20 protein-coding genes are annotated in these 19,147 nt (G+C 74.8%); 10 read left to right on the top strand and 10 right to left on the bottom strand.

Features of this window, described 5'->3' with window-relative positions:
• Window positions 1-255 precede the first annotated feature (255 nt).
• Genes J2X49_RS03470 through J2X49_RS03460 form a run of 3 tightly spaced genes read left to right on the top strand, consistent with a single transcriptional unit; the run spans window position 256 to window position 3,328 of the window.
• A complete protein-coding gene (locus tag J2X49_RS03470; protein ID WP_310122571.1) occupies window positions 256-1,443 on the top strand; it encodes an acyl-CoA dehydrogenase family protein in 1,188 nt (395 codons plus the stop codon).
• On the top strand, window positions 1,440-2,540 hold the full coding sequence (locus tag J2X49_RS03465; RefSeq protein ID WP_310122568.1) for a 3-hydroxyisobutyryl-CoA hydrolase: 1,101 nt from the start codon (window positions 1,440-1,442) through the stop codon (window positions 2,538-2,540). Before J2X49_RS03470 ends, J2X49_RS03465 begins: the two co-directional genes overlap by 4 nt.
• Entirely contained in the window at window positions 2,537-3,328 is a 792-nt protein-coding gene (locus J2X49_RS03460; protein WP_310122565.1) for an enoyl-CoA hydratase-related protein, read from the top strand. Before J2X49_RS03465 ends, J2X49_RS03460 begins: the two co-directional genes overlap by 4 nt.
• 15 nt (window positions 3,329-3,343) lie before the next feature.
• Here J2X49_RS03460 and J2X49_RS03455 read toward each other — a convergent pair whose 3' ends face one another.
• Window positions 3,344-3,877: a MarR family winged helix-turn-helix transcriptional regulator gene (locus J2X49_RS03455; protein ID WP_146355860.1), complete on the bottom strand. Its 534-nt coding sequence runs from the start codon at window positions 3,875-3,877 to the stop codon at window positions 3,344-3,346.
• Between the two features lie 66 nt (window positions 3,878-3,943).
• Here J2X49_RS03455 and J2X49_RS03450 point away from each other — a divergent pair, with 66 nt between their 5' ends.
• The 5 genes from J2X49_RS03450 to J2X49_RS03430 all read left to right on the top strand — a co-directional run bounded on the left by J2X49_RS03450 (window position 3,944) and on the right by J2X49_RS03430 (window position 9,123).
• Complete coding sequence (locus J2X49_RS03450; protein WP_146355859.1) at window positions 3,944-4,720, top strand: electron transfer flavoprotein subunit beta/FixA family protein; 777 nt, start codon at window positions 3,944-3,946, stop codon at window positions 4,718-4,720.
• Window positions 4,717-5,685, top strand: a complete 969-nt coding sequence (locus J2X49_RS03445) for an electron transfer flavoprotein subunit alpha/FixB family protein (protein WP_310122555.1) — start codon at window positions 4,717-4,719, stop codon at window positions 5,683-5,685. The genes J2X49_RS03450 and J2X49_RS03445 overlap by 4 nt, the downstream gene beginning before the upstream one ends.
• Before the next feature lie 884 nt (window positions 5,686-6,569).
• Window positions 6,570-7,427 carry a cytochrome b/b6 domain-containing protein gene (locus J2X49_RS03440; RefSeq protein ID WP_310122553.1) on the top strand — a complete coding sequence of 286 codons (858 nt, stop codon included), beginning with the start codon at window positions 6,570-6,572 and terminating at the stop codon, window positions 7,425-7,427.
• Between the two features lie 67 nt (window positions 7,428-7,494).
• Window positions 7,495-8,280, top strand: a complete 786-nt coding sequence (locus tag J2X49_RS03435) for a hypothetical protein (RefSeq protein WP_310122550.1) — start codon at window positions 7,495-7,497, stop codon at window positions 8,278-8,280.
• Window positions 8,281-8,328: 48 nt separating this feature from the next.
• The gene (locus tag J2X49_RS03430) at window positions 8,329-9,123 is read left to right on the top strand and encodes a sulfite exporter TauE/SafE family protein (protein WP_310122547.1); all 795 of its coding nucleotides are present in this window, start codon (window positions 8,329-8,331) and stop codon (window positions 9,121-9,123) included.
• 6 nt (window positions 9,124-9,129) lie between these two features.
• On the opposite strand, the gene J2X49_RS03425 is transcribed toward J2X49_RS03430, so the two are convergent.
• From J2X49_RS03425 to J2X49_RS03405, 5 genes are all read right to left on the bottom strand, one after another.
• Window positions 9,130-9,600, bottom strand: coding sequence for a DUF427 domain-containing protein (locus J2X49_RS03425; RefSeq protein WP_310122544.1), 471 nt, complete (start codon window positions 9,598-9,600; stop codon window positions 9,130-9,132).
• A gap of 34 nt (window positions 9,601-9,634) precedes the next feature.
• Window positions 9,635-10,900 carry an MFS transporter gene (locus J2X49_RS03420; protein WP_146355852.1) on the bottom strand — a complete coding sequence of 422 codons (1,266 nt, stop codon included), beginning with the start codon at window positions 10,898-10,900 and terminating at the stop codon, window positions 9,635-9,637.
• A complete protein-coding gene (locus tag J2X49_RS03415; RefSeq protein WP_128189332.1) occupies window positions 10,897-11,316 on the bottom strand; it encodes a MarR family winged helix-turn-helix transcriptional regulator in 420 nt (139 codons plus the stop codon). Before J2X49_RS03415 ends, J2X49_RS03420 begins: the two co-directional genes overlap by 4 nt.
• Window positions 11,317-11,458: 142 nt before the next feature.
• Window positions 11,459-11,890, bottom strand: coding sequence for a hypothetical protein (locus J2X49_RS03410; protein WP_310122528.1), 432 nt, complete (start codon window positions 11,888-11,890; stop codon window positions 11,459-11,461).
• 62 nt (window positions 11,891-11,952) lie between these two features.
• Window positions 11,953-13,224, bottom strand: a complete 1,272-nt coding sequence (locus J2X49_RS03405) for a phosphotransferase (protein WP_310122526.1) — start codon at window positions 13,222-13,224, stop codon at window positions 11,953-11,955.
• Between the two features lie 95 nt (window positions 13,225-13,319).
• On the opposite strand from J2X49_RS03405, the gene J2X49_RS03400 reads away from it, so the two are divergent.
• Window positions 13,320-14,939 (top strand): HAMP domain-containing sensor histidine kinase, encoded by a 1,620-nt coding sequence (locus tag J2X49_RS03400; protein ID WP_310122525.1) that lies wholly within the window; start codon window positions 13,320-13,322, stop codon window positions 14,937-14,939.
• Complete coding sequence (locus J2X49_RS03395) at window positions 14,924-15,586, top strand: response regulator transcription factor (RefSeq protein ID WP_128189329.1); 663 nt, start codon at window positions 14,924-14,926, stop codon at window positions 15,584-15,586. The genes J2X49_RS03400 and J2X49_RS03395 overlap by 16 nt, the downstream gene beginning before the upstream one ends.
• Before the next feature lie 19 nt (window positions 15,587-15,605).
• On the opposite strand, the gene J2X49_RS03390 is transcribed toward J2X49_RS03395, so the two are convergent.
• The 4 genes from J2X49_RS03390 to J2X49_RS03375 all read right to left on the bottom strand — a co-directional run bounded on the left by J2X49_RS03390 (window position 15,606) and on the right by J2X49_RS03375 (window position 19,116).
• Window positions 15,606-16,721 (bottom strand): phosphotransferase, encoded by a 1,116-nt coding sequence (locus tag J2X49_RS03390; protein WP_310122523.1) that lies wholly within the window; start codon window positions 16,719-16,721, stop codon window positions 15,606-15,608.
• Window positions 16,722-16,820: 99 nt separating this feature from the next.
• The gene (locus J2X49_RS03385; protein ID WP_310122520.1) at window positions 16,821-17,294 is read right to left on the bottom strand and encodes a MarR family transcriptional regulator; all 474 of its coding nucleotides are present in this window, start codon (window positions 17,292-17,294) and stop codon (window positions 16,821-16,823) included.
• Complete coding sequence (locus tag J2X49_RS03380) at window positions 17,291-17,908, bottom strand: CE1759 family FMN reductase (protein ID WP_146355840.1); 618 nt, start codon at window positions 17,906-17,908, stop codon at window positions 17,291-17,293. The genes J2X49_RS03385 and J2X49_RS03380 overlap by 4 nt, the downstream gene beginning before the upstream one ends.
• Window positions 17,905-19,116 (bottom strand): LLM class flavin-dependent oxidoreductase, encoded by a 1,212-nt coding sequence (locus tag J2X49_RS03375; protein WP_310123923.1) that lies wholly within the window; start codon window positions 19,114-19,116, stop codon window positions 17,905-17,907. Before J2X49_RS03375 ends, J2X49_RS03380 begins: the two co-directional genes overlap by 4 nt.
• Window positions 19,117-19,147 lie beyond the last annotated feature (31 nt).

Here is a 19,147-nt window from a genome sequence, read left to right as displayed (position 1 = left end):
GCCCCTGACGGTAGCGACCGCATCCGCTCTTCCTCAACCGCGCGGGCGGCCCGCCGCCTCGACTCCGTTCGTCAACCGGCTCCGTGCACGGCCGGCCGGACTATCCGGTCGGCGCCACACCTGGCCGGTCGACGAACGATGCGCGGGCCGATGGCATCGCGGCGCTGGCGCGCCGTGAGCCCGGGATGGTAGATATGTGGACGTCCATCTATCTGCGTGGACGCACAACGGATGCGACGAAGGGGTCGTGAGCGCATGTCCGCCACCAGCACCGCCGGCACGATGGCCGCCCAGGCCACCGCCGAGGAGCGCGCCGCGCTCGTCGAGGCGGTGCGCGACTTCGCCGAGGCGCGCCTCGCGCCCTTCGCCAACCAGCGCGACGCCGACAAGGAGTTCCCCGTCGAGACGCTGCGCGAGGCGGGCTCGCTCGGGCTCGGCGCGATCGTCGTCGGCGAGGACGTCGGCGGCTCGGGCCTCACCCGCGCCGACTCCGTCGCGATCTACGAGGAGCTCGCCCGCGGCGACGTGGCCGTCGCCGCCTACCTCTCGATCCACAACATGGTCGCCTGGATGATCGACGAGTTCGGCACCGACGAGCAGCGCCACCGCTGGCTCCCGCGCCTGTGCTCGATGGACGACCTCGCCAGCTACTGCCTCACCGAGCCCGGCGCCGGCTCCGACGCCGCCGCGGTCGCCACCACGGCCGGGCGCGACGGTGACGACTACGTGCTCACCGGCACGAAGCAGTTCATCTCGGGCGCGGGCTCGTCGGCGGTCTACGTCGTCATGGCGCGCACGGGCGGCAGCGACCCCGACCGGCAGGGATCGCGCGGCATGACCGCCTTCATCGTGCCGGGCGACGCATCCGGCCTCTCCTTCGGCCCCGACGAGCACAAGATGGGCTGGAACGCGCAGCCCACCCGCCAGGTGATCCTCGACGGCGTGCGCGTGCCTGCGGGCGACCGGCTCGGCGAGGAGGGCGACGGCTTCGGCATCGCGATGCGCGGGCTGAACGGCGGCCGCCTCGGCATCGCCGCGTGCTCGATCGGCGGCGCGCAGTGGGCGCTCGAGCGCAGCATCGCGTACGTCAAGGACCGCGCGACCTTCGGCCAGCCGCTCGCGTCGCGGCAGCACGTGCAGTTCCAGATCGCCGACATGGAGACCGAGCTGCAGGCCGCCCGCGCCCTCGTCGAGCGTGCCGCGGCGAAGCTCGACGCGAAGGATCCCGACGCGCAGGTCGCGTGCGCGATGGCCAAGCGGTTCGCGACCGACGCGGGCTTCCGCGTCGCCGACGAGGCGCTGCAGCTGCACGGCGGCTACGGCTACCTGCACGAGTACGGCATCGAGCGCGTCGTGCGCGACCTGCGCGTGCACCGCATCCTCGAGGGCACCAACGAGATGATGCGCATGATCGTCGGCCGCGCCATGCTGGGAGCGCGATGACCGAGCCGACCACGAGCGCGAGCGCGAGCGCGCCGCCCGCCGAGCACGTGCGCGTCGAGCGCCGCGGCGCGCTCGGCGTGATCGTGCTCGACCGGCAGCGGGCGCTCAACGCGCTCACGCACGCGATGGTGCGGGACGTGGCGGATGCGCTGCGCGCGCTGGCCGCCGACGACGCGGTCGAGCGCGTGGCGATCACGGGCGCGGGGGAGCGGGCGCTCTGCGCCGGCGGCGACGTCGTGAGCCTCCGCGACGACGTGCAGTCGAACGGCGGGCGCGGCGCCGCGCGCTTCTGGCGCGACGAGTACGCGATGAACGCCGCGATCGCGCGCTTCCCGAAGCCCGTCGTCGCGATCCAGCACGGCATCGTGCTCGGCGGCGGCGTCGGCATCTCGGGCCACGCGAGCCACCGCGTCGCCACCGGCAGCACCCGCATCGGCTTCCCCGAGGTGACGATCGGCTTCGTGCCCGACGTCGGCGCCACCTGGCTGCTCACGCGCCGCAGCGGCGAGCTCGGCACCCGCGCGGCGCTCACGGGCGACCACTTCGGCGCAGCCGACGCGATCGCGCTCGGGCTCTCCGATGCGCACGTGCCCGACGACCGCGTGCCAGAGCTGCTCGCGCTGCTCGAGACGACGCATCCGGACGACGCCGTCGCGCGCCTCGCGACCGCCCCGCCCGCCGGCACGCTCCAGGCGAACCGGCCGCTCATCGACCACGCCTTCGCCGGCGACGACCCGGCGCTGATCGTCGAGCGGCTGCGCGCCGCCGGCGACGAGGGCGTCGCGATGGCCGACACCATCGCGCAGCGCTCGCCCTTCGCCGTCGCGGTGACGCTCGCGGCGCTGCGTCGCGCGCGTCGGCTCGGCTCGCTCGAGGAGGCGCTCGTGCAGGAATTCCGGGTCTCGCGGCACGTGTCGCTCGCGCCCGACTTCGCCGAGGGCGTGCGCGCGCAGCTCGTCGACAAGGATCGCCGGCCGCACTGGCGCCCGGCCTCGCTCGCGGGCGTCACGCCTGCGATGGTGGAGGCCTGCTTCGCCCCCGTGCCCGAGGGCGACCTGGCACTGCCCACCCGACCGCAGCAGGAGGAGCGCGCATGACCGAGCTCGAGACCATCCGCGTCGAGCGGCGCGAGCGCGTCGCCTGGATCCACCTCGATCGGCCCGAGGCGCTCAACGCCCTCAACGCGCAGCTCATGCGCGAGCTCGTCGCGGTCGCGACCGAGCTCGACGCCGACGACGGCGTCGGCGCGATCGTCGTCAGCGGCTCCGAGAAGGCGTTCGCCGCCGGCGCCGACATCAAGGAGATGGCCGACCGGTCGGCCGCCGAGATGCGGCAGGGCGGGGCGGATGGGCGCGGGCACTTCGAGGCGTGGCTCGACTTCGCGCACGTGCAGAAGCCGGTCATCGCCGCGGTGTCGGGCTACGCGCTCGGCGGCGGGTGCGAGCTCGCGCTCATGTGCGACATCATCCTGGCCGCCGACACCGCCGTCTTCGGGCTGCCCGAGCTGAGCCTCGGCGTGATCCCCGGCATCGGCGGCACGCAGCGGCTCGTGCGCGCGGTCGGCTACCCGAAGGCGGCCGAGATCATCCTCACCGGGCGGCGCGTGCGCGCCGAGGAGGCGGAGCGCATCGGGCTCGTCTCGCGGGTCGTGCCCGCTGTCGAGCTGCTCGACGAGGCGCAGTCGGTCGCCGCCGGCATCGCGGCGAAGTCGCTGCCTGCCCTGCGCGCCGCGAAGGCGGCGATGGATGCGGCGCTCGAGGTGCCGCTCGAGCAGGGCATCGCCGTCGAGGCCGAGCTCTTCACCGGCCTGTTCGACACGGCCGATCAGAAGGAAGGGATGGCGGCGTTCCGTGAGAAGCGCGAACCGAGCTTCCGGCACCGCTGAGCCGGAGGCGCTCCGCTACAGCGGCTCGGGCAGCTCCGGCGGATCCTCGAAGTCGCCCGCGCGCTTCCGCAGCCGCGCGATGATGCGCACCAGGTCGGCCGCGTCGGCCTCGTCGAGGCCGACATCGGCGAACGCCTGCGCGTTGAGCGCCTCCGTGGCCCGCTCGACGAGCTCGCGCCCCGCATCCGTGATCGCCAGCACCGTCGCCCGTCCGTCGGTCGGGTGCTTCTCGCGCCGCACGAGCCCGTCGCGCACGAGCCGGTCGACCGTGCTCGTCACGCTCGTCGGGTGCACCTGCAGGCGCGCGGTCGCCGAGCCCATCGGCATGCGCCCGTCGCGCGTGAACGCGAGCAGCCGCAGCACCTCGAAGCGCGCGAACGACAGCGCGAACGGCCGCAGCGTCGACTCGACGGGCGCGACGAGCAGCTGCTGCGCCCGGTTCACCGAGGTCACGAGCACCATGCCCGGCACCGCATCCGCCCACCCGTGCGCGAGCCACTGGCGGCGCGCCTCGGCGATCGGATCGATCGGCATCGCGGGTCTGGCCAAGGGCTCCTCCTCGTCGAGCATCACCGTAGCCGAGGCGCGAGTCGCCGACACACCGAAGGGATCGCGATGAAGATCGTCGTGCTCATGAAGCCCGTGCCCGACACCTGGGGGCCGCGCGTGCTCAGCCTCGAGACCGGGCTCGCCGACCGCGCGGCGAGCGAGACGGTGCTCGACGAGATCGGCGAGCGCGCCCTCGAGGCGGCGCTGCGGCACGCCGAGTCGGCGTCCGACGTCGAGGTGGTCGTGCTGACGATGGCGCCCGAGGCCGCGCAGTCGACGCTCCGCAAGGGGCTTGCGATGGGCGCAGCCTCGGCGGTGCACGTCGCCGACGAGCGGCTCGCGGGCGCCGACCTCGGCCGCACCGCCGAGGTGCTCGCCGCCGCCCTGCGCCGAGGCGGCTTCGACCTCGTCATCGCCGGCGACGCATCCACCGACGGCGTCGGCGGCGTGCTCGTGCCGTGGCTCGCCGAGCTGCTCGACGTGCCCGCCATCACGCGGCTCGAGTCGCTCGAGATCACGGCGGATGCGGTGCGCGGCACCCGGGCGACCGACGGCGGGTCGATGGTCGCGCAGGCCGCGCTCCCGGCGATCGTGTCGATCACCGAGGCGCTGCCCGACCCGCGCTTCCCGGCGCTGCGCGGCATCATGAACGCCAAGAAGAAGCCGGTCGAGCAGCTCACGCTCGACGACCTCGAGGTCGAGGCTGACGAGACGGCATCGCCGCGCTCGATCATGACCGCCGTCGCCGAGCGGCCGCCGCGCGCCGCCGGCGAGATCATCACCGACGAGGGCGACGCCGGCGAGCGCATCGCCGCGTTCCTGGCCGACCGGAGGCTCGCATGACGCACCCCATCCTCACCGTGCTGCCCGCCGCGCCCGGCGGCGGCCTCCCCGCCGGCGCCGCCGAGGTGCTCGGCGCCGCCTCCGAGATCGGCACGCCCGTCGCGGTCGTCGTCGGACCGGCGGATGCGCTGGCCGGCCTCGCCGAGCAGGCCGCCTCGCTCGGCGCGACGGCCGTGCACACGGCGGCCGCGGACGGCGACCAGCTGGGCGTGCCCGCGGTCGACGCCGCGGCGGCGGCGGTCGCGCTCGTGCAGCCCGACGCCGTGCTCGTGCCCGCCACCATCGAGGGGCGCGACGTCGCCGGCCGCCTCGCCGCGAGACTGCGCGCTCCGCTCGCGGCCGACGTCGTCGGCGTCTCGCGCGACGACGAGGGCGTCGTGGTGCGGCACTCGGTCTACGGCGGCGCCTACGACGTCGACTCGGCGGCCACCTTCGGCCCGCTCGTGGCGACCGTGCGCCTCGGGGCGGTCGACGCGCGCGCCGAGGCCGCGACGCCCGACGTGCACGAGCTCGCGGTGGAGGCGTCGGGCCGCCGCGCGGCGGTCGTCGAGGGCTTCGAGCCCGCGCCGCAGACCTCGTCGCGACCGGATCTGCGCAGCGCCAAGAAGGTCGTCTCGGGCGGCCGCGGGCTCGGCTCGAAGGAGCAGTTCGCGCTCGTCGAGCAGCTCGCCGACACGCTCGGCGCGGCCGTGGGCGCCTCGCGCGCCGCGGTCGACGCGGGCTACGCCGAGCAGTCGTTGCAGGTGGGGCAGACCGGCACGTCGGTCTCGCCCGAGCTCTACCTCGCGGTGGGCATCTCCGGCGCGATCCAGCACCGCGCGGGCATGCAGACGGCCAAGACGATCATCGCGATCGACAAGGATGCGTCGGCCCCGATCTTCGAGGTCGCCGACCTCGGCGTCGTGGGCGATCTCTTCACGATCGTGCCGCAGCTGATCAGCGCCCTCGAGGCGCGGAAGGGCTGAGCGTGCCCGAGCCGATCGTCGTGCGCCGCGGGCTGCCGCGCGCGCCCGGCGGCGAGCCGTGGCCGCCGGGCGGGGCGGTCGCGCCGGTCGCGCCGGAGCCGGCCGCGCCGCCGGTGGCCGTCGCCGAGCCGATCTCCGGTACCGATCCGCGGGTCGCGCCTGCGGCAGGGATGCGCCGCGGACTGCCGAGGGTGCCGGGCGGGGAGCCGTGGCCGGATGCCGCCCCCCTCCGCTCGTCGAGTAGGCCGCAGAGCGGCCGTATCGAGACGACCCCCGCACCCGGCGCCCCGGATGATCTCGAGACGCGGCCTGCGGCCGCTCCTCGATCGGCGGAGGAGCAGTCGCGGCCCGCGGCCGCGGCCGCGGCGGACGCCGCAGCTCCCGCGCTCGACCGCGCCGCGTCGATCCGCCGCGGCCTCCCGCGCGTCGCCGGAGGCGAGCCCTGGCCGGCTGCGGCGGCCCGGGCGGCGAGCTCGGCGCCCGGTGCGACGGGTGATCTCGAGACGCGGCCTGCGGCCGCTCCTCGATCAGCGGAGGAAGCGGCGCCGCCGGCGGCGGCCCCCACCCGCTCGTCGAGCCCGGCGCGGAGCGCCGGAGTCGAGACGACCCCCGCGGAGGCTGCGACGGGTGATCTCGAAACGCGGCCTGCGGCCGCTCCTCGATCAGCGGGGGAGGTGACGCGGCCTGCGGCCGCTCCTCGATCAGCGGAGGAGGTGCCGCGGCCTGCGGCCGCTCCTCGATCAGCGGAGGAAGCGGCGCCGCCGGCGGCCGCCCCCTCCCGCCCGTCGAGCCCGGCGCGGAGCGCCGGAGTCGAGACGACCCCCGCGAAGGAGACCGCACCCGGCCTCCGCCCCGCCACGCGCCGCCAGTGGATCGCCGCCGGCGTGCTCGTCGCGCTCGCCGTCGTCGGCGCCGCCACGATCCTCGTCGCCCTCGCGCGCTGGTTCGTCGGCCTCGAGCCGATCGCCGCGTTCGTCGAGCAGTACCACGGCACCGCGCCGCTGCCCGAGGGCGCCCCCGTCGGCATCCCGCCCTGGCTCAGCTGGTCGCACTTCGCGAACGCGCTGCTCATCGTGCTCATCATCCGCTCGGGCCTCCAGGTGCGCGCCGAGCGCAAGCCCGAGGCCTACTGGACCTCGAAGCGCACCGGCACCAAGGCATCCCTCACCGTGTGGCTCCACACGAGCCTCGACGTGCTCTGGGTGCTGAACGGCGTCGTGTTCGTCGTGCTGCTCATCGCCACGGGGCAGTGGATGCGCATCGTGCCGACCACGTGGGAGGTCGTGCCGCACGCGATCTCGGCCGGCCTGCAGTACGCGACGCTCGACTGGCCCGTCGAGGACGGCTGGGTCGCCTACAACGCGCTGCAGCAGCTCGCCTACTTCGCCACCGTCTTCATCGCGGCGCCGCTCGCGATCATCACGGGCGTGCGCATGAGCGGCTGGTGGCCGAAGGGGAACGAGCGGCTCGACCGCGCCTACCCGATCGCGTGGGCGCGGGCCGTGCACTTCCCGGTGATGCTCTACTTCGTGGTCTTCATCGTCACGCACGTGCTGCTCGTGCTCACCACGGGGGCGCTGCGCAACCTCAACCACATGTACGCCGCGCGCGACGCCGACGACTGGATCGGGTTCCTCTGGTTCGCGGGCTCGCTGCTCGTGATCGCGGGCGCGTGGATCGCCGCTCGGCCGGCGCTGCTCGTGCCGATCGCGCAGCGCTTCGGCACGGTGTCGTCGAGGTGAGCGCCGCGCCGCGCCCGGGCGGTCACGGGGCCTGTTCGCGGCCTCCCGGCGGGCGTACGGTGACGCCATGACGGTGCCCAACCCTGCCCCGCAGCCCGGCGCACCCGGACCGCAGATGATGCCCCACCCGCAGCCCTCCGCGGCCGCGCCCCAGCCGCACGGCCACCTGTCCTCCGCGACGGCCGCGCCCCAGCCCGCGCGTCCGCCGCTCACCCGGCAGGCTGCCCGCCGCGCCCGCCTCGCCGGCGGCGTCGGCGGCGGCATCAGTTGGCTCGGCCTGCACATCGCGACCACGTCGGCCGGCCTCCTCGCCCTGCCGTTCCTCGTCGCGGGGCTCCTGAGCGCGCTCGCAGCGCTCTGGAACGGCGGCCTCGACGGCATGCCGCCGATCCTTCCCGGCGCGGTCGAGTGGCTCGCCTCGTACTCCGTCGCCTTCATCGTGGGCGTCGTCGTCGGCCTGGTGCTGCTGGTCGTCGGCTTCCTCGTCAGCATCCGCATGCTGCGCGGGCCTGGCGTCGAGCACCCGGTCGGCATCACCTTCGCCGGCTGGGGCATCGCGCTCGTCGGCACCAACGTGCTCACGGGCCTCATGTCGGGCATCACCATGCCGTTCGGCGGTGTGCCCATGATGGGCGCCCCCTGGGGCGGCCAGGGCACCGACGGCTCCGGCGACGGGTTCGGCGGCATGGGCTTCGACGGCACCGCCCTCGACGGCGGCCAGCTGCTCGGCTGGGGCATCGCGGTCGTGCTCATCGGCATCCTCGTGGGCGTCGTCGTGCACACCGCGGTCGGCGTCTTCACCTGGTGGTGGATGGCGCACGCCATGCGCCCGAAGGCGGTGCCCGCGGCGTAGCCGCAGGGCACGGCGGGCGGATGCGCCGGCGCACGGCAGAATGGACGGGTGACTGACGAGCTGGAGACCGACCGCCGCCGCCCGATCTGGGCCCTCGTCGGCATCGGCCTCTTCGCCGGCTTCCTCTCGGGCATGTTCGGCATCGGCGGCGGCATCGTCATCGTGCCGCTGCTCGCGCTCGCCGCCGGCTTCCCGCGCCGCCTCGCCGCCGGCACGTCGCTCGCCGCGATCGTGCCCGCCGCGCTCGTGGGCGTCGCCAGCTACGCCGTCGCCGGGAACGTCGACTGGCTCGTCGCGCTCATCCTCGTGATCGGGTCGGTCGTCGGCGCCCAGGTCGGCGCGCACCTGCTGCACAAGCTGCCGGTCGTCGCGATCCGCTGGGCGTTCATCGTCTTCCTCATCGCGGTCGCCGTGAGCCTGTTCTTCGCGGTGCCGTCGCGCGACGCGGAGCTGCAGCTCGACGTGCTGCCGATCATCGGGCTCGTCGTGCTCGGCTTCGTCACCGGCGTGCTCTCGGGCATCCTCGGCGTCGGCGGCGGCATCGTCGTCGTGCCGATGCTCATCCTGGTCTTCGGGCAGAGCGACCTGGTCGCGAAGGGCACGTCGCTCGCGATGATGATCCCGACCGCGATCTCGGGCACGATCGGCAACCTGCGCCGCAAGAACGTCGACCTGATCGCCGCGGTGATCGTCGGGCTCTCGGCGAGCGTCACGACCGCGCTCGGCGCGGCCGCCGCGGCCGCGCTCGACCCGCGCACCGCATCCATCGTCTTCGCCGTGTTCCTGGCGCTGCTCATCATGCGCCTCGTGGTGGAGGCGTGGAAGCAGGGCCACAAGGAGTAGCGGCGGCTACCAGCCGCGCGTGCCCGGCGCGCCCTTGAAGGGACCGGTGACGCGCGAGGTGATCCAGCCGCCGTAGAAGCCGCCCTCCTGCGGCACGACCCGCTCGCCGTCGACCTCGACGCGGTCCATGCGGCCGGGGTAGATCGCCACGTGGTCGCGCAGCGCCTCGAAGCCGGGGCGCGGCACCGGGTAGGTCCACGCCGCCCCCTGCTCAGAGCGGTCGCCGCCCGAGACGGTCAGGTAGCTCGCGCGGCCCTTCCACTCGCACACGCTCGCGCCGGGCGCCTGCGACAGCGCGCTCTCGACGAACGCGTCGCGCGGCAGGTAGTAGGTGGGCGGATGGCTCGTCTCGAGCACCCGCAGCGATGCGCGCGTCTCGGCGATCACCTCGCCGCCGAGCACGACCCGCACGAGCTCGTCGCTCGGCTCGACCCGCGGCGGCCGCGGGTAGTCCCACACCGACTCGACCTGGCGCATCCGATCCCCCCTCGCACCGCCTGCGGCGGCATGGTCACTTCACGACGTCGACGGACTCCGTCGCCGGCGGCAGCGTCAGCGTGCCGGTGCGGCTCATGCGGTCGTCGCGGCGGGCCTTGATCCACCAGACGGCGCCCAGGGCGAACGCCACGAGGCACGTGACCGACGCGACCATGATGCCGGCGCGGGGACCCCACGCATCCGCCACCCAGCCGACGATCGGCGCCCCGATGGGCGTGCCGCCCATGAAGACGGCGCCGTACAGCGCCATCACGCGACCGCGCATCTCGGGGGCGCTCGTGAGCTGCACCATCGCGTTCGCGTTGGTCATGAACAGCTGCGCCGTGAAGCCGGCGACCACGAGCGCGACACCGAAGACGATGATGTGCGGGGCGACGGCGGCGAAGGCGCACGCGAGCACGAAGAGGCCGATCCCGCCGATGATGAACGTCCAGCGGGGCCTGGCCGAGCGGGCCGCGAGCAGGGCGCCCGTCACCGAGCCGATCGCCATCGCGCTCGAGAGCACGCCGAAGGTGTCGGCCTCGGCCTGGTACTCGACGCTCGTCATGGTCGAGATGTAGATCGGGAAGTTCAGGCCGAACGTGCCGAGGATGAACGCCATCGCGAAGACGATGAGCAGGTCGCCGCGCTTCCGCACGTAGCGGAAGCCCTGCACGATGTCGCCGAAGCCCTTCGCGCCGCGCGGGCTCGGCTGCAGCTCGGAGGTGCGGATGCGCATGAGCGCGACGAGCATGGCGATGAACGTGAGCGCGTTGATGAGGAAGACGGGGCCGGGCGCGACGAGCGCGATCAGCACACCCGCGACGGCCGGGCCGACGAGCCGGGCGCCGTGGAACGAGGCGGAGTTCAGCGCGACGGCGTTGCCGATGTCGTCCTGCCCGACGAGCTCGGAGACGAAGGCCTGGCGGGCCGGCATGTCGAACGCCTGCACGATGCCGAACGCGAGCGCGAACAGCTGCACGTGCCACAGCTCGACGACGCCCGCCGTGACGACGACGCCCAGGATGAGCGCGAGGAGGCCCATCGCCGACTGGGTGACGAGCAGCACCTTGCGGCGGTCGTACTTGTCGGCGATGAGGCCGGAGACGGGCACGAGCAGCAGCTGCGGGCCGAACTGCAGCGCCATGTTGATGCCGACCGCGGTCGCGTCGTTGGCGGTGAGCACCGTCAGCACCGTCCACGACAGCGCGGTCGACTGCATCCACGCGCCGACGTTCGAGATGAGCGCGCCGGTGAACCACGTGCGGTAGTTGAACAGCCGCAAGGACCGGAACATCATGCTTCGGCCAGCCGCTCGATGAGGGGCACGGCCTTCTCGAGGATCTCGCGCTCGGCGGGGTCGAGCCGCTCGATGGCGGCGGCGAGCGCGCGGTTGCGGCGCTCGCGGGTCTCGGCGATCATCGCGTCGCCCTTGCCGCTGATGCGGAACACGACCATGCGCCCGTCGCTCGGGTGGTCGCTGCGCTCGACGTAGCCGAGCGCCTCGAGGTGCTGCAGCGTCTTCACCATGCTCGGCGGCTTCACGCACTCGGCCGCGGCGATGCGGGCGAGGGTGGGCTCCTCGAGCTGCTGCATGGCGCCGAGCGCCGAGAGGTGGTGGAGCGAGAGCGACTCGTCGCCCCGCTCGCGCCGCATGCGGCGCCCCATGCGCACGAGCGCGACGCGGAGGGAGTCGGCGAGCGCGTTGGACGGCATTTCGTTAGTCTACCTCACGACCTCGAGGGTCGTCCACCGCGGCGGCCGCCGCCGTTCGCGACTGGGGCGGCTGCGCCCGAGCGGGACCGGCGCGCCCGCCCCCGTCGGGCGCAGGTGCCCCGGTCGCCGGGCCGGCGGCGGGTCAGTCGTTCGAGGCGGCGGATGCGGCCGAGACGGCCGAGACGGAGTCGGCCGGAGGTGCGGGCACGGGCTGCGGGGCAGGCTCGGGGGCGGGGGCCGGCGCGGGGGCCGGGGCCGGAGCAGGCGCAGGCGCGGGAGCCGGTGCGGGCGCCGGAGCCGGCGCCGAGGACGCCGAGGGCGTCGCCGTCGCGGAGGGCGTCGCGGTGGGCGACGGCGCCACGATCGGGCTCGCCGCGGCCTTCTCGAGCATCTCGGCGACGGCGTCGCCGGCGCCCTGGCTCACCGCGTCGCCGCGGATCTCGGCGCCCGCGATCGGGGTGCCCGTCGCATCCTGCACCGACATCGCGTTGGCCACGCCCATCGCGCCGATGCCGAGGGCGCCGAGGCTGAGCACGCCGGCGCTGCCGACGAGGATCCACTGGGAGCGCTGCATGCCTCAAGCATCCCCGCCGCGGGTGAGGTGCCGCCGAGGCGCGCATGAGAGCTCTCTCATGATCACCCGAGGGCAGCGGCATCGGCATCGGGCTCGAGGAGCCGCACGCCGAGGTCGAGCTGCGCGCGGGCGGTGCCGAGGTCGCCGCGCTCGGCGGGCCCGAGCGCGTGGGCGAGCACGTGCACAGCGGTGCGGTGCGCCACGCGCGCGGCGCCGGCGCGGCCGTCGGCGAGCCAGCGCGCCGCCGCCGCGTCGAGCAGCCGGCGGAAGCCCGCAGCGCGCTCGGCGTCGGCGCGGGCGAGCGCGATCGACGCCACCAGGTGCCCGAGGAAGGCCGCCTCATCGTCGGCCGCGTCGCCGAGTCCCGCCGTGTCGATGTCGATGAGCCCCGAGACGGCGCTCGCGTCGGCCCCGTCGACGAAGAGCTGCCCCACGTGCAGGTCGCCGTGCACGGTGCGCCGGGCGTCGTCGGGCACGGCGAGGGCGGATGCGTCGGGCTCGGCGAGGCGCGCCTCGAGCGCCGCGACGAGCGCGAGCGCGTCGCCCGCCTCTGCGCCGCGCCCGTCGGCGCAGCGCGCGAGCGCCGCCCGCAGCCGGGTCAGGTACCAGTCCTGCCGCAGGGCGAGCGAGTGCCGCGCGTCCCTCCCCACGTCGACCGCGCCCATCCGCTCGCGCAAGGCATCGATCGAGTCGAGCAGCCGCTCCGGGTCGAGCTCGTGCAGCCGCGACGTGAGCGGCACGCCCGCCGCGGTCTCGGTGAGCACGATGCCGAGCTCCGACCAGCCGGTGATGTGCGGCACGGGCACCCCGCCCTCGCGCAGCGCCTCCTGCAGCCGCACGATCGCGGCCGACGACTCGGGGCGCACGATCTTGAGGTACGTCTCCCGGTCGCCCGCGCGCATCCGGAACATCGCCCGCTTGCCGGGCCGGTAGACGAGCAGCTCTGGCCGCCGGTCGATCGAGACGCCGAGCCGGCCCATGAGGGTCGCCGCCGCCTCGGGGAACGACGCGGGGGCGAGCGCGGGCAGGCGCGGGTCGGCCGGGTGCAGCCAGATGCGGGCCTCGGGATGCTCGGGGTCGCCGAGCACGAGGCCGGTCTCGGCCTCGACGCGGCGGCCGGAGGTGTCGACGTACCAGTAGCGGGTGGCGGGGGAGCCCGCGGCGCCGTCGCCGGCGCCCACCTCGTCGCGCAGCTCCTCGAAGCCCGTGAGCGACCCCGCGCCGAAGGGCTCGCGGCTCAGCACGCGGAGGCGGCCCTGCAGCTCGTCGCCGAGCGCGTCGCGCAGCAGCTGCTCCTCGGCGCTCGCGCGCGCCGTCGACCGATCGCTCTCCACGCTCCGATCTCACCAGATCCGCGGGCCCACCGGGCGCACGTGAGGCTTCTCTCACGCAGGCGCCCGCGCCGAGGCCCGCGCGGTTGAATGGGGGCATGCCCGCCGGAGCCCGACCGAGCCTGCGCACCTGGACGGTGCGCTCGCGCATCGTCGGGCTGCTCACGCTGCTGTCGCTCGTGACGGTCTTCGTCGCCGGCGGCGTCGCGTACGTCGTCGAGCGCAGCCGCGTGCTCGAGCAGATCGACCGCAACCTCGAGGCGGCGCTCGACGCGGGCGGCTTCACGGTCGCGCAGCAGGAGTGGGAGTCGGCCGACCAGGCGCTGCAGGCGATCGTGCAGCGCCTGGCGCCCGACGACAACACGGGCACGCTCGGCATCGTCGACGGCAGCGCCGCCTGGAAGCCGGGCGTGCAGACCGACGTGCAGCTCGAGGCGCTGCCGGGCTTCGTCGAGCGCATCGTCGCCGAGACGGCCGGCGGCGAGATCGTGATGGGCACCTACGCGCAGGACGGCCGCACCGTGCGCTACCTCTCGGCGCCCGTCATCATCGGCGAGCCGGCCGCGGGCGAGCCGCCGAGCGCGGTGTTCGTCACCGGCTACGACGTCGCCGCCGAGCTGGCCGAGCTCGACGAGGCCGCCCGGGTGTTCTCGCTCACGGCCCTGCTCGCGACCGCGGCGACCTTCGTCATCGGCCTGCTCGTCTCCGGCCGGCTGCTGCGGCCCATCCGCCGCATGCGCGAGGTCGCCGAGCGCTCCTCCGAGGCGAGCCTGACGGAGCGCATCCCCGTCGGCGACAGCCGCGACGACGTCTCGCAGCTCGCGGTCACCGTGAACGGCATGCTCGATCGGCTCGGAGGCGCGCTCGACAGCCAGCGCGACCTGCTGCGCGACGTGGGCCACGAGCTGAAGACCCCCATCACGATCGTGCGCGGCCACCTCGAGCTCGTCGACGAGCACGACCCGGCCGAGGTCGCCGAGACGCGCGCGCTCGTCATCGACGAGCTCGACCGCATGGCGCGGCTGGTCGACGACCTGCGGGCCGCCGCGCGGCTGCGCGACGCCGACGCCTTCGCGATCCGCGAGACCGACCTGGCCGCGCTCACCGAGCAGATCGCGATGAAGGCCCGCGGCGTCGAGGGCGCGGCGCTCGAGGAGCGCGTCGAAGCCGCGCCCGTGCTCGCCCGGCTCGACCCGGGCCGCATTACGCAGGCGATGCTGCAGCTCGTGGCCAACGCCGCCCGGCATGCGCAGGGCCCGATCGCGATCGGCTCGCGGCAGCGCGGCCGCGACGTCGAGCTCTTCGTGCGCGACCGCGGGCCGGGCGTGCCCGACGAGCTGAAGGCGGTCATCTTCGAGCGCTTCCGCCGCGGGGTCGCCGAGGGCCGCGGCGACGACGGCTCCGGCCTCGGGCTCGCGATCGTCGCGCTCATCGCCGAGCGGCACGGCGGCAGGGCATGGGTGGCGGATGCGGGCGCCGGCTCCGAGTTCGTCCTCACGCTGCCGGGCGCGGTCGTCGCGCCGCCGGCGCACGGCGCTGCCGCGGCGCCCGTCGCGCCCCAGACCGTCGCGCCGCACCCGGCTCGCCCCGGTGCCGCAGCGCATCCGACCCCCGCGGCGGCGAGCGGGGCCGCCCGCCCGGGTGCCCCGTCGCATCCGCCCGCCGACCCCGCCGCGGCCCCCGCGGCCCCCGAGGAGCAGCCATGGCATCGATCCTGATCGCCGAGGACGAGGCGCGCATCGCCGCGTTCGTCGAGAAGGGGCTCACCGCCGCCGGCTACTCGACGCGCGTCGCGCCGACGGGCACCGAGGCGCTCGACCTCGCCCTCACCGACGAGTTCGACCTGCTCGTGCTCGACATCGGGCTGCCCGGCATGGACGGCTTCGAGGTGCTGTCGCAGCTGCGCGGCTCGGGCTCGACGATGCCGGTCATCATCCTCACCGCGCGCGCGGGCGGCGCCGACACCGTCGCGGGGCTCGAGGGCGGCGCCGACGACTACATGCCCAAGCCCTTCCGCTTCGACGAGCTGCTCGCGCGCGTGCGGCTGCGGATGGCGTCCAACGGCTCGGCCGCCCATGCCGCGGCGGCGCTCGCGCACCAGGGGCTCGAGCTCGACATCCGCACGCGCCGGGCCAGGGTCGACGGGCGCGAGGTCGACCTGTCGGGGCGCGAGTTCGCGCTCGCGGAGGAGCTCGTGCGCAACGCCGGCCAGGTGCTCTCGCGCGAGCAGCTGCTCAGCCGCGTGTGGGGCTACGACTTCGACCCGGGCTCCAACGTCGTCGACGTGTACGTGCGCTACCTGCGCAACAAGCTCGGCGCCGACCGCATCGAGACGGTGCGCGGCATGGGCTACCGGCTGGTCTAGCCGCGCGGCGGCGCTCCGCTCAGCGCGCGGCGACCCGGGCGAGCTCGAGCGCGCGGTCGAGCAGCAGCTCGGCGGCACCGGGGGCGCGCTCGGCGGCACGGATGCCGTGGCCGAGCAGGTGCAGCACCGTGAGCGCCGTCGTGTGCGGGTCGCGCAGCCAGCGGTCGGCGGCCGCGTCGGCGATGGCCCGCAGCTGCGCGGCGTCGCCGTCGCGCCCGGCCGTCTGGTTGCGGGCGGCGCTCGCGGTCGCGTGGCCGATGAAGGCGGCGCTGTCGTCGGCTGGGTCGCCGAGGCCGGCGGTGTCGACGTCGATCACCGACGACACCTCGCCGCCGTCGAAGAAGAGCTGGCCGATGTGCAGGTCGCCGTGGACGACCCGCGGCGGACCCTCGCGCCGCACGTGCTCGAGCAGCGCGGGCAGCAGCCGCTGCGCGTCGGAGGCGCGCCCCGGCAGCCCGCCGGCCATGCGGTCGACGTGCCAGTCGACGCGCGACCCGACCGACGCGCGCGCGATGCGCCGCGTCTCGACCGTCAGCAGCCGCTCGCGCAGCGCGTCGACCGCGTCGAGCAGCTCGCCCGCCGGCATCCGCGCCGCGGCGACGGGCCCGGGTGTGCCGGTCGCGTCGCGCACGACGACGACCCCGGCGGGGCTCCAGTGCGCCACCTCGGGCGCCGGCACGCCCGCGGCGCGGCACGCCTCGTGGATCGCCGCGAGGTCCTCGGCCCCGCCCGGCCGCACGACCTTCACGAACAGGTGCACGCCGTGCTGCGTGAGCCGCACGACCGCGCGCCGGCCCGGTCGGTACGCGAGCACCTTCGCCTCGACGGGGCCGCTGCTGTCGGCGGCGGCCGAGATGCGGGCGATGCGCTCGGGGTCGACCGCGGTGCGCAGCGCGGGCAGGCGCGGGTCGAGCGGATGCTTCCAGATGCGGGCGACGACGACGCCGTCGCGCGAGCGGATCACGAAGCCCGTCTCGACGGGCACCGCCTGCTTCGAGCTGTCGACGAACCACTCGCCTGCGTGCTCGCCGCTGTCGACCGTGAAGCGCGCGATGCTGCCCTCGCCGAAGGGCTCGACGGCGATGAGGCGACCGGCGACGCCGATCGCCTTCTCCAGCAGCCGCTGCTCCAGCACGGCTCCATCGTTCCAGTTCCGGGCTGGGACGCGCCCGTCCGCGTCCACAGGACGACGCGGATCCGTCCGATCCGCACCGGGCCGAGCGGACGCCTCGCGTCAGTCGTGCGCGTCGCCGGGGTCGCTCGCGCGCCCGTCGAGCAGTCGCGCCCGCAGCGGGCCGAACACCCGGTCGAGCACCTCGAGCGCCTCGCGGTCGAGGTCGCCGAGGAACAGCTCCTCGACGTGCCGAGCGTGCACGGGCCGCGCCTTGCGCAGCCTGGTGCGCCCCGCGTCCGTGAGCACCGCATCCGTGCCGCGCCGGTCGGCGGGGCAGGGCTCCCGCGAGACGAGGGCCGCCTTCTCGAGCGCCGCGACGCGGTACGTGAGCCGGCCCGGGGCGAACGCGAGCGCGCGTGCCAGGTCGCCCATGCGCATCCGCCCCTCCTCGGCCTCCGAGAGCACGAGCAGCACGTTGAAGTCGCCGAGGTCCATGTCGGCCGACTCCTTCAGGCGCCGCTCGAGCTCGTTCTCGAGCAGGCGCGACCCCTCGAAGTACCCGCGCCACGCCCGCGGCGCGAGGCCGCTCGTCACGCGTGCCCCAGCATCTGCTCGAACGACACGAACGCCTCGCCCGACTCGTCGAACGGGTCGGCCTCGCGGCGCCGCGGCAGCGCCACCATGAGGTCGGCGAGCTCGCGGCCCTCGCGGGCGATGCGCCGGTCGAGGCCGGAGTCGGAGCCCCAGTCCTCCGAGGCGGCGAAGACGCCCGTCGGCACGACCTGCGCCTTGAGGTAGGCGAACATCGGCCGCATCGCGGTGTCCATCACCATCGAGTGGCGCGCCGAGCCGCCGGTCGCGCCGAGCGCCGTCGGGATCGACGCGAGCTGGCCCTCCTCGATCACGTCGAAGAACGACTTGAACAGCCCCGAGTACGACATGTTGAAGGTCGGCGTGACGGCGATGATCGCCTCCGCGTCGACCACCTCGGCGATCGCCGCGGCGAGCGCCTCGGACGGGTTGTGCGTGAGCATGTGGCTCGCGATGTCCTGCGCGAGCGGCCGCAGCACCACGTCGACCGCCTCCGAGTGCTGGCCGTGGTCGGCGAGCGCCTTGAGCGTCGCGTCGCGCAGGCGGTCGGCGAGCAGCTTCGTGCTCGACGGCTCCCCGAGGCCCGCCGAGACGACGGCGATGCGCGGCTTCGTCATGCGACCTCACGCCCTTCGCTGCCGCGGCCGCCCGGCTCGCCGGCCTGCCGCGCGATCGCGGCGCCGGTGTCGAGGTCGCCGCGCGCGCCCTGCTCGCGCCAGGCGCTGCCCTGCTCGCCGAGCTGCGTGCCCGCCTCCCTGGCCGCGGCGACGCGCGCGGCGTGGGTCGGCGCATCCGGCACGCCCGCCTGACGCACGCTGTCGAACTCGCGTCGCAGCACGGGCACGACCTCGGTGCCGAGGATCTCGATCTGCTCGAGCACCTCCTCGAGCGGCAGGCCGGCGTGGTCGACGAGGAACATCTGGCGCTGGTAGTCGCCGGCGTAGTCGCGGAACGCGAGCGTCTTCTCGATGACCTGCTCGGGCGTGCCGACGGTGAGCGGCGTCGCCTCGGTGAACTCCTCGAGGCTCGGCCCGTGGCCGTACACCGGCGCGACGTCGAAGAACGGGCGGAACCGCTCCTTCGCCTCGCGCTCGGTCGGCTTCATGAACACCTGGCCGCCGAGGCCGACGATCGCCTGCTCGGGCTCGCCGTGGCCGTAGTGCGCGAAGCGCGAGCGGTACAGGCGCACCATGCGCTCGGTGTGCTCCTTGTTCCAGAAGATGTTGTTGTGGAAGAAGCCGTCGCCGTAGTACGCGGCCTGCTCGGCGATCTGCGGCGAGCGGATCGAGCCGTGCCACACGAACGGCGCGACGCCGTCGAGCGGGGCGGGCGTCGAGGTGTAGCCGGTGAGCGGCGTGCGGTGCTTGCCCTGCCAGTTGACGACCGGCTCGTGCCAGAGCTTGCGCAGCAGCGCGTAGTGCTCGATCGCGAGCTCGATGCCGTCGCGGATGTCCTTGCCGAACCACGGGTAGACGGGGCCTGTGTTGCCGCGGCCGAGCGTGAGGTCGACGCGGCCCTCGCTGAGGTGCTGCAGCATCGCGAAGTCCTCGGCGATCTTCACCGGGTCGTTCGTCGTGATGAGCGTCGTCGCGGTCGAGAGGATGAGCCGCTCGGTCTTCGCGGCGATGTAGCCGAGCGTCGTGGTGGGGGAGGAGGAGAAGAACGGCGGGTTGTGGTGCTCGCCCGCGGCGAAGACGTCGAGGCCGACCTCCTCGGCCTTCTGGGCCATGGCGACCCACCCCTGGATGCGCTCGTGCTCGGTGGGCGTGCGACCGGTGGTCGGGTCCTCGGTGATGTCGCTGACCGAGAAGATGCCGAACTGCATGCTGCTCATGGGGTGTCCTTCCGTCACGGGC

Source organism: Agrococcus sp. BE272, from assembly GCF_031457935.1.
Taxonomy (GTDB): Bacteria; Actinomycetota; Actinomycetes; order Actinomycetales; family Microbacteriaceae; genus Agrococcus; species Agrococcus sediminis.
This window is presented reverse-complemented; position numbering and strand designations above follow the sequence as displayed.

What these genes read in the sequence shown, in the direction of transcription:
- J2X49_RS03470 (WP_310122571.1), top strand. Translation starts at nt 256, where the DNA reads ATGTCCGCCACCAGCACCGCCGGCACGATGGCCGCCCAGGCCACCGCC.
- J2X49_RS03465 (WP_310122568.1), top strand. Translation starts at nt 1,440, where the DNA reads ATGACCGAGCCGACCACGAGCGCGAGCGCGAGCGCGCCGCCCGCCGAG.
- J2X49_RS03460 (WP_310122565.1), top strand. Translation starts at nt 2,537, where the DNA reads ATGACCGAGCTCGAGACCATCCGCGTCGAGCGGCGCGAGCGCGTCGCC.
- J2X49_RS03450 (WP_146355859.1), top strand. Translation starts at nt 3,944, where the DNA reads ATGAAGATCGTCGTGCTCATGAAGCCCGTGCCCGACACCTGGGGGCCG.
- J2X49_RS03445 (WP_310122555.1), top strand. Translation starts at nt 4,717, where the DNA reads ATGACGCACCCCATCCTCACCGTGCTGCCCGCCGCGCCCGGCGGCGGC.
- J2X49_RS03435 (WP_310122550.1), top strand. Translation starts at nt 7,495, where the DNA reads ATGACGGTGCCCAACCCTGCCCCGCAGCCCGGCGCACCCGGACCGCAG.
- J2X49_RS03425 (WP_310122544.1), bottom strand. Translation starts at nt 9,600, where the DNA reads ATGCGCCAGGTCGAGTCGGTGTGGGACTACCCGCGGCCGCCGCGGGTC.
- J2X49_RS03420 (WP_146355852.1), bottom strand. Translation starts at nt 10,900, where the DNA reads ATGATGTTCCGGTCCTTGCGGCTGTTCAACTACCGCACGTGGTTCACC.
- J2X49_RS03415 (WP_128189332.1), bottom strand. Translation starts at nt 11,316, where the DNA reads ATGCCGTCCAACGCGCTCGCCGACTCCCTCCGCGTCGCGCTCGTGCGC.
- J2X49_RS03410 (WP_310122528.1), bottom strand. Translation starts at nt 11,890, where the DNA reads ATGCAGCGCTCCCAGTGGATCCTCGTCGGCAGCGCCGGCGTGCTCAGC.
- J2X49_RS03400 (WP_310122525.1), top strand. Translation starts at nt 13,320, where the DNA reads ATGCCCGCCGGAGCCCGACCGAGCCTGCGCACCTGGACGGTGCGCTCG.
- J2X49_RS03395 (WP_128189329.1), top strand. Translation starts at nt 14,924, where the DNA reads ATGGCATCGATCCTGATCGCCGAGGACGAGGCGCGCATCGCCGCGTTC.
- J2X49_RS03380 (WP_146355840.1), bottom strand. Translation starts at nt 17,908, where the DNA reads ATGACGAAGCCGCGCATCGCCGTCGTCTCGGCGGGCCTCGGGGAGCCG.
- J2X49_RS03375 (WP_310123923.1), bottom strand. Translation starts at nt 19,116, where the DNA reads ATGCAGTTCGGCATCTTCTCGGTCAGCGACATCACCGAGGACCCGACC.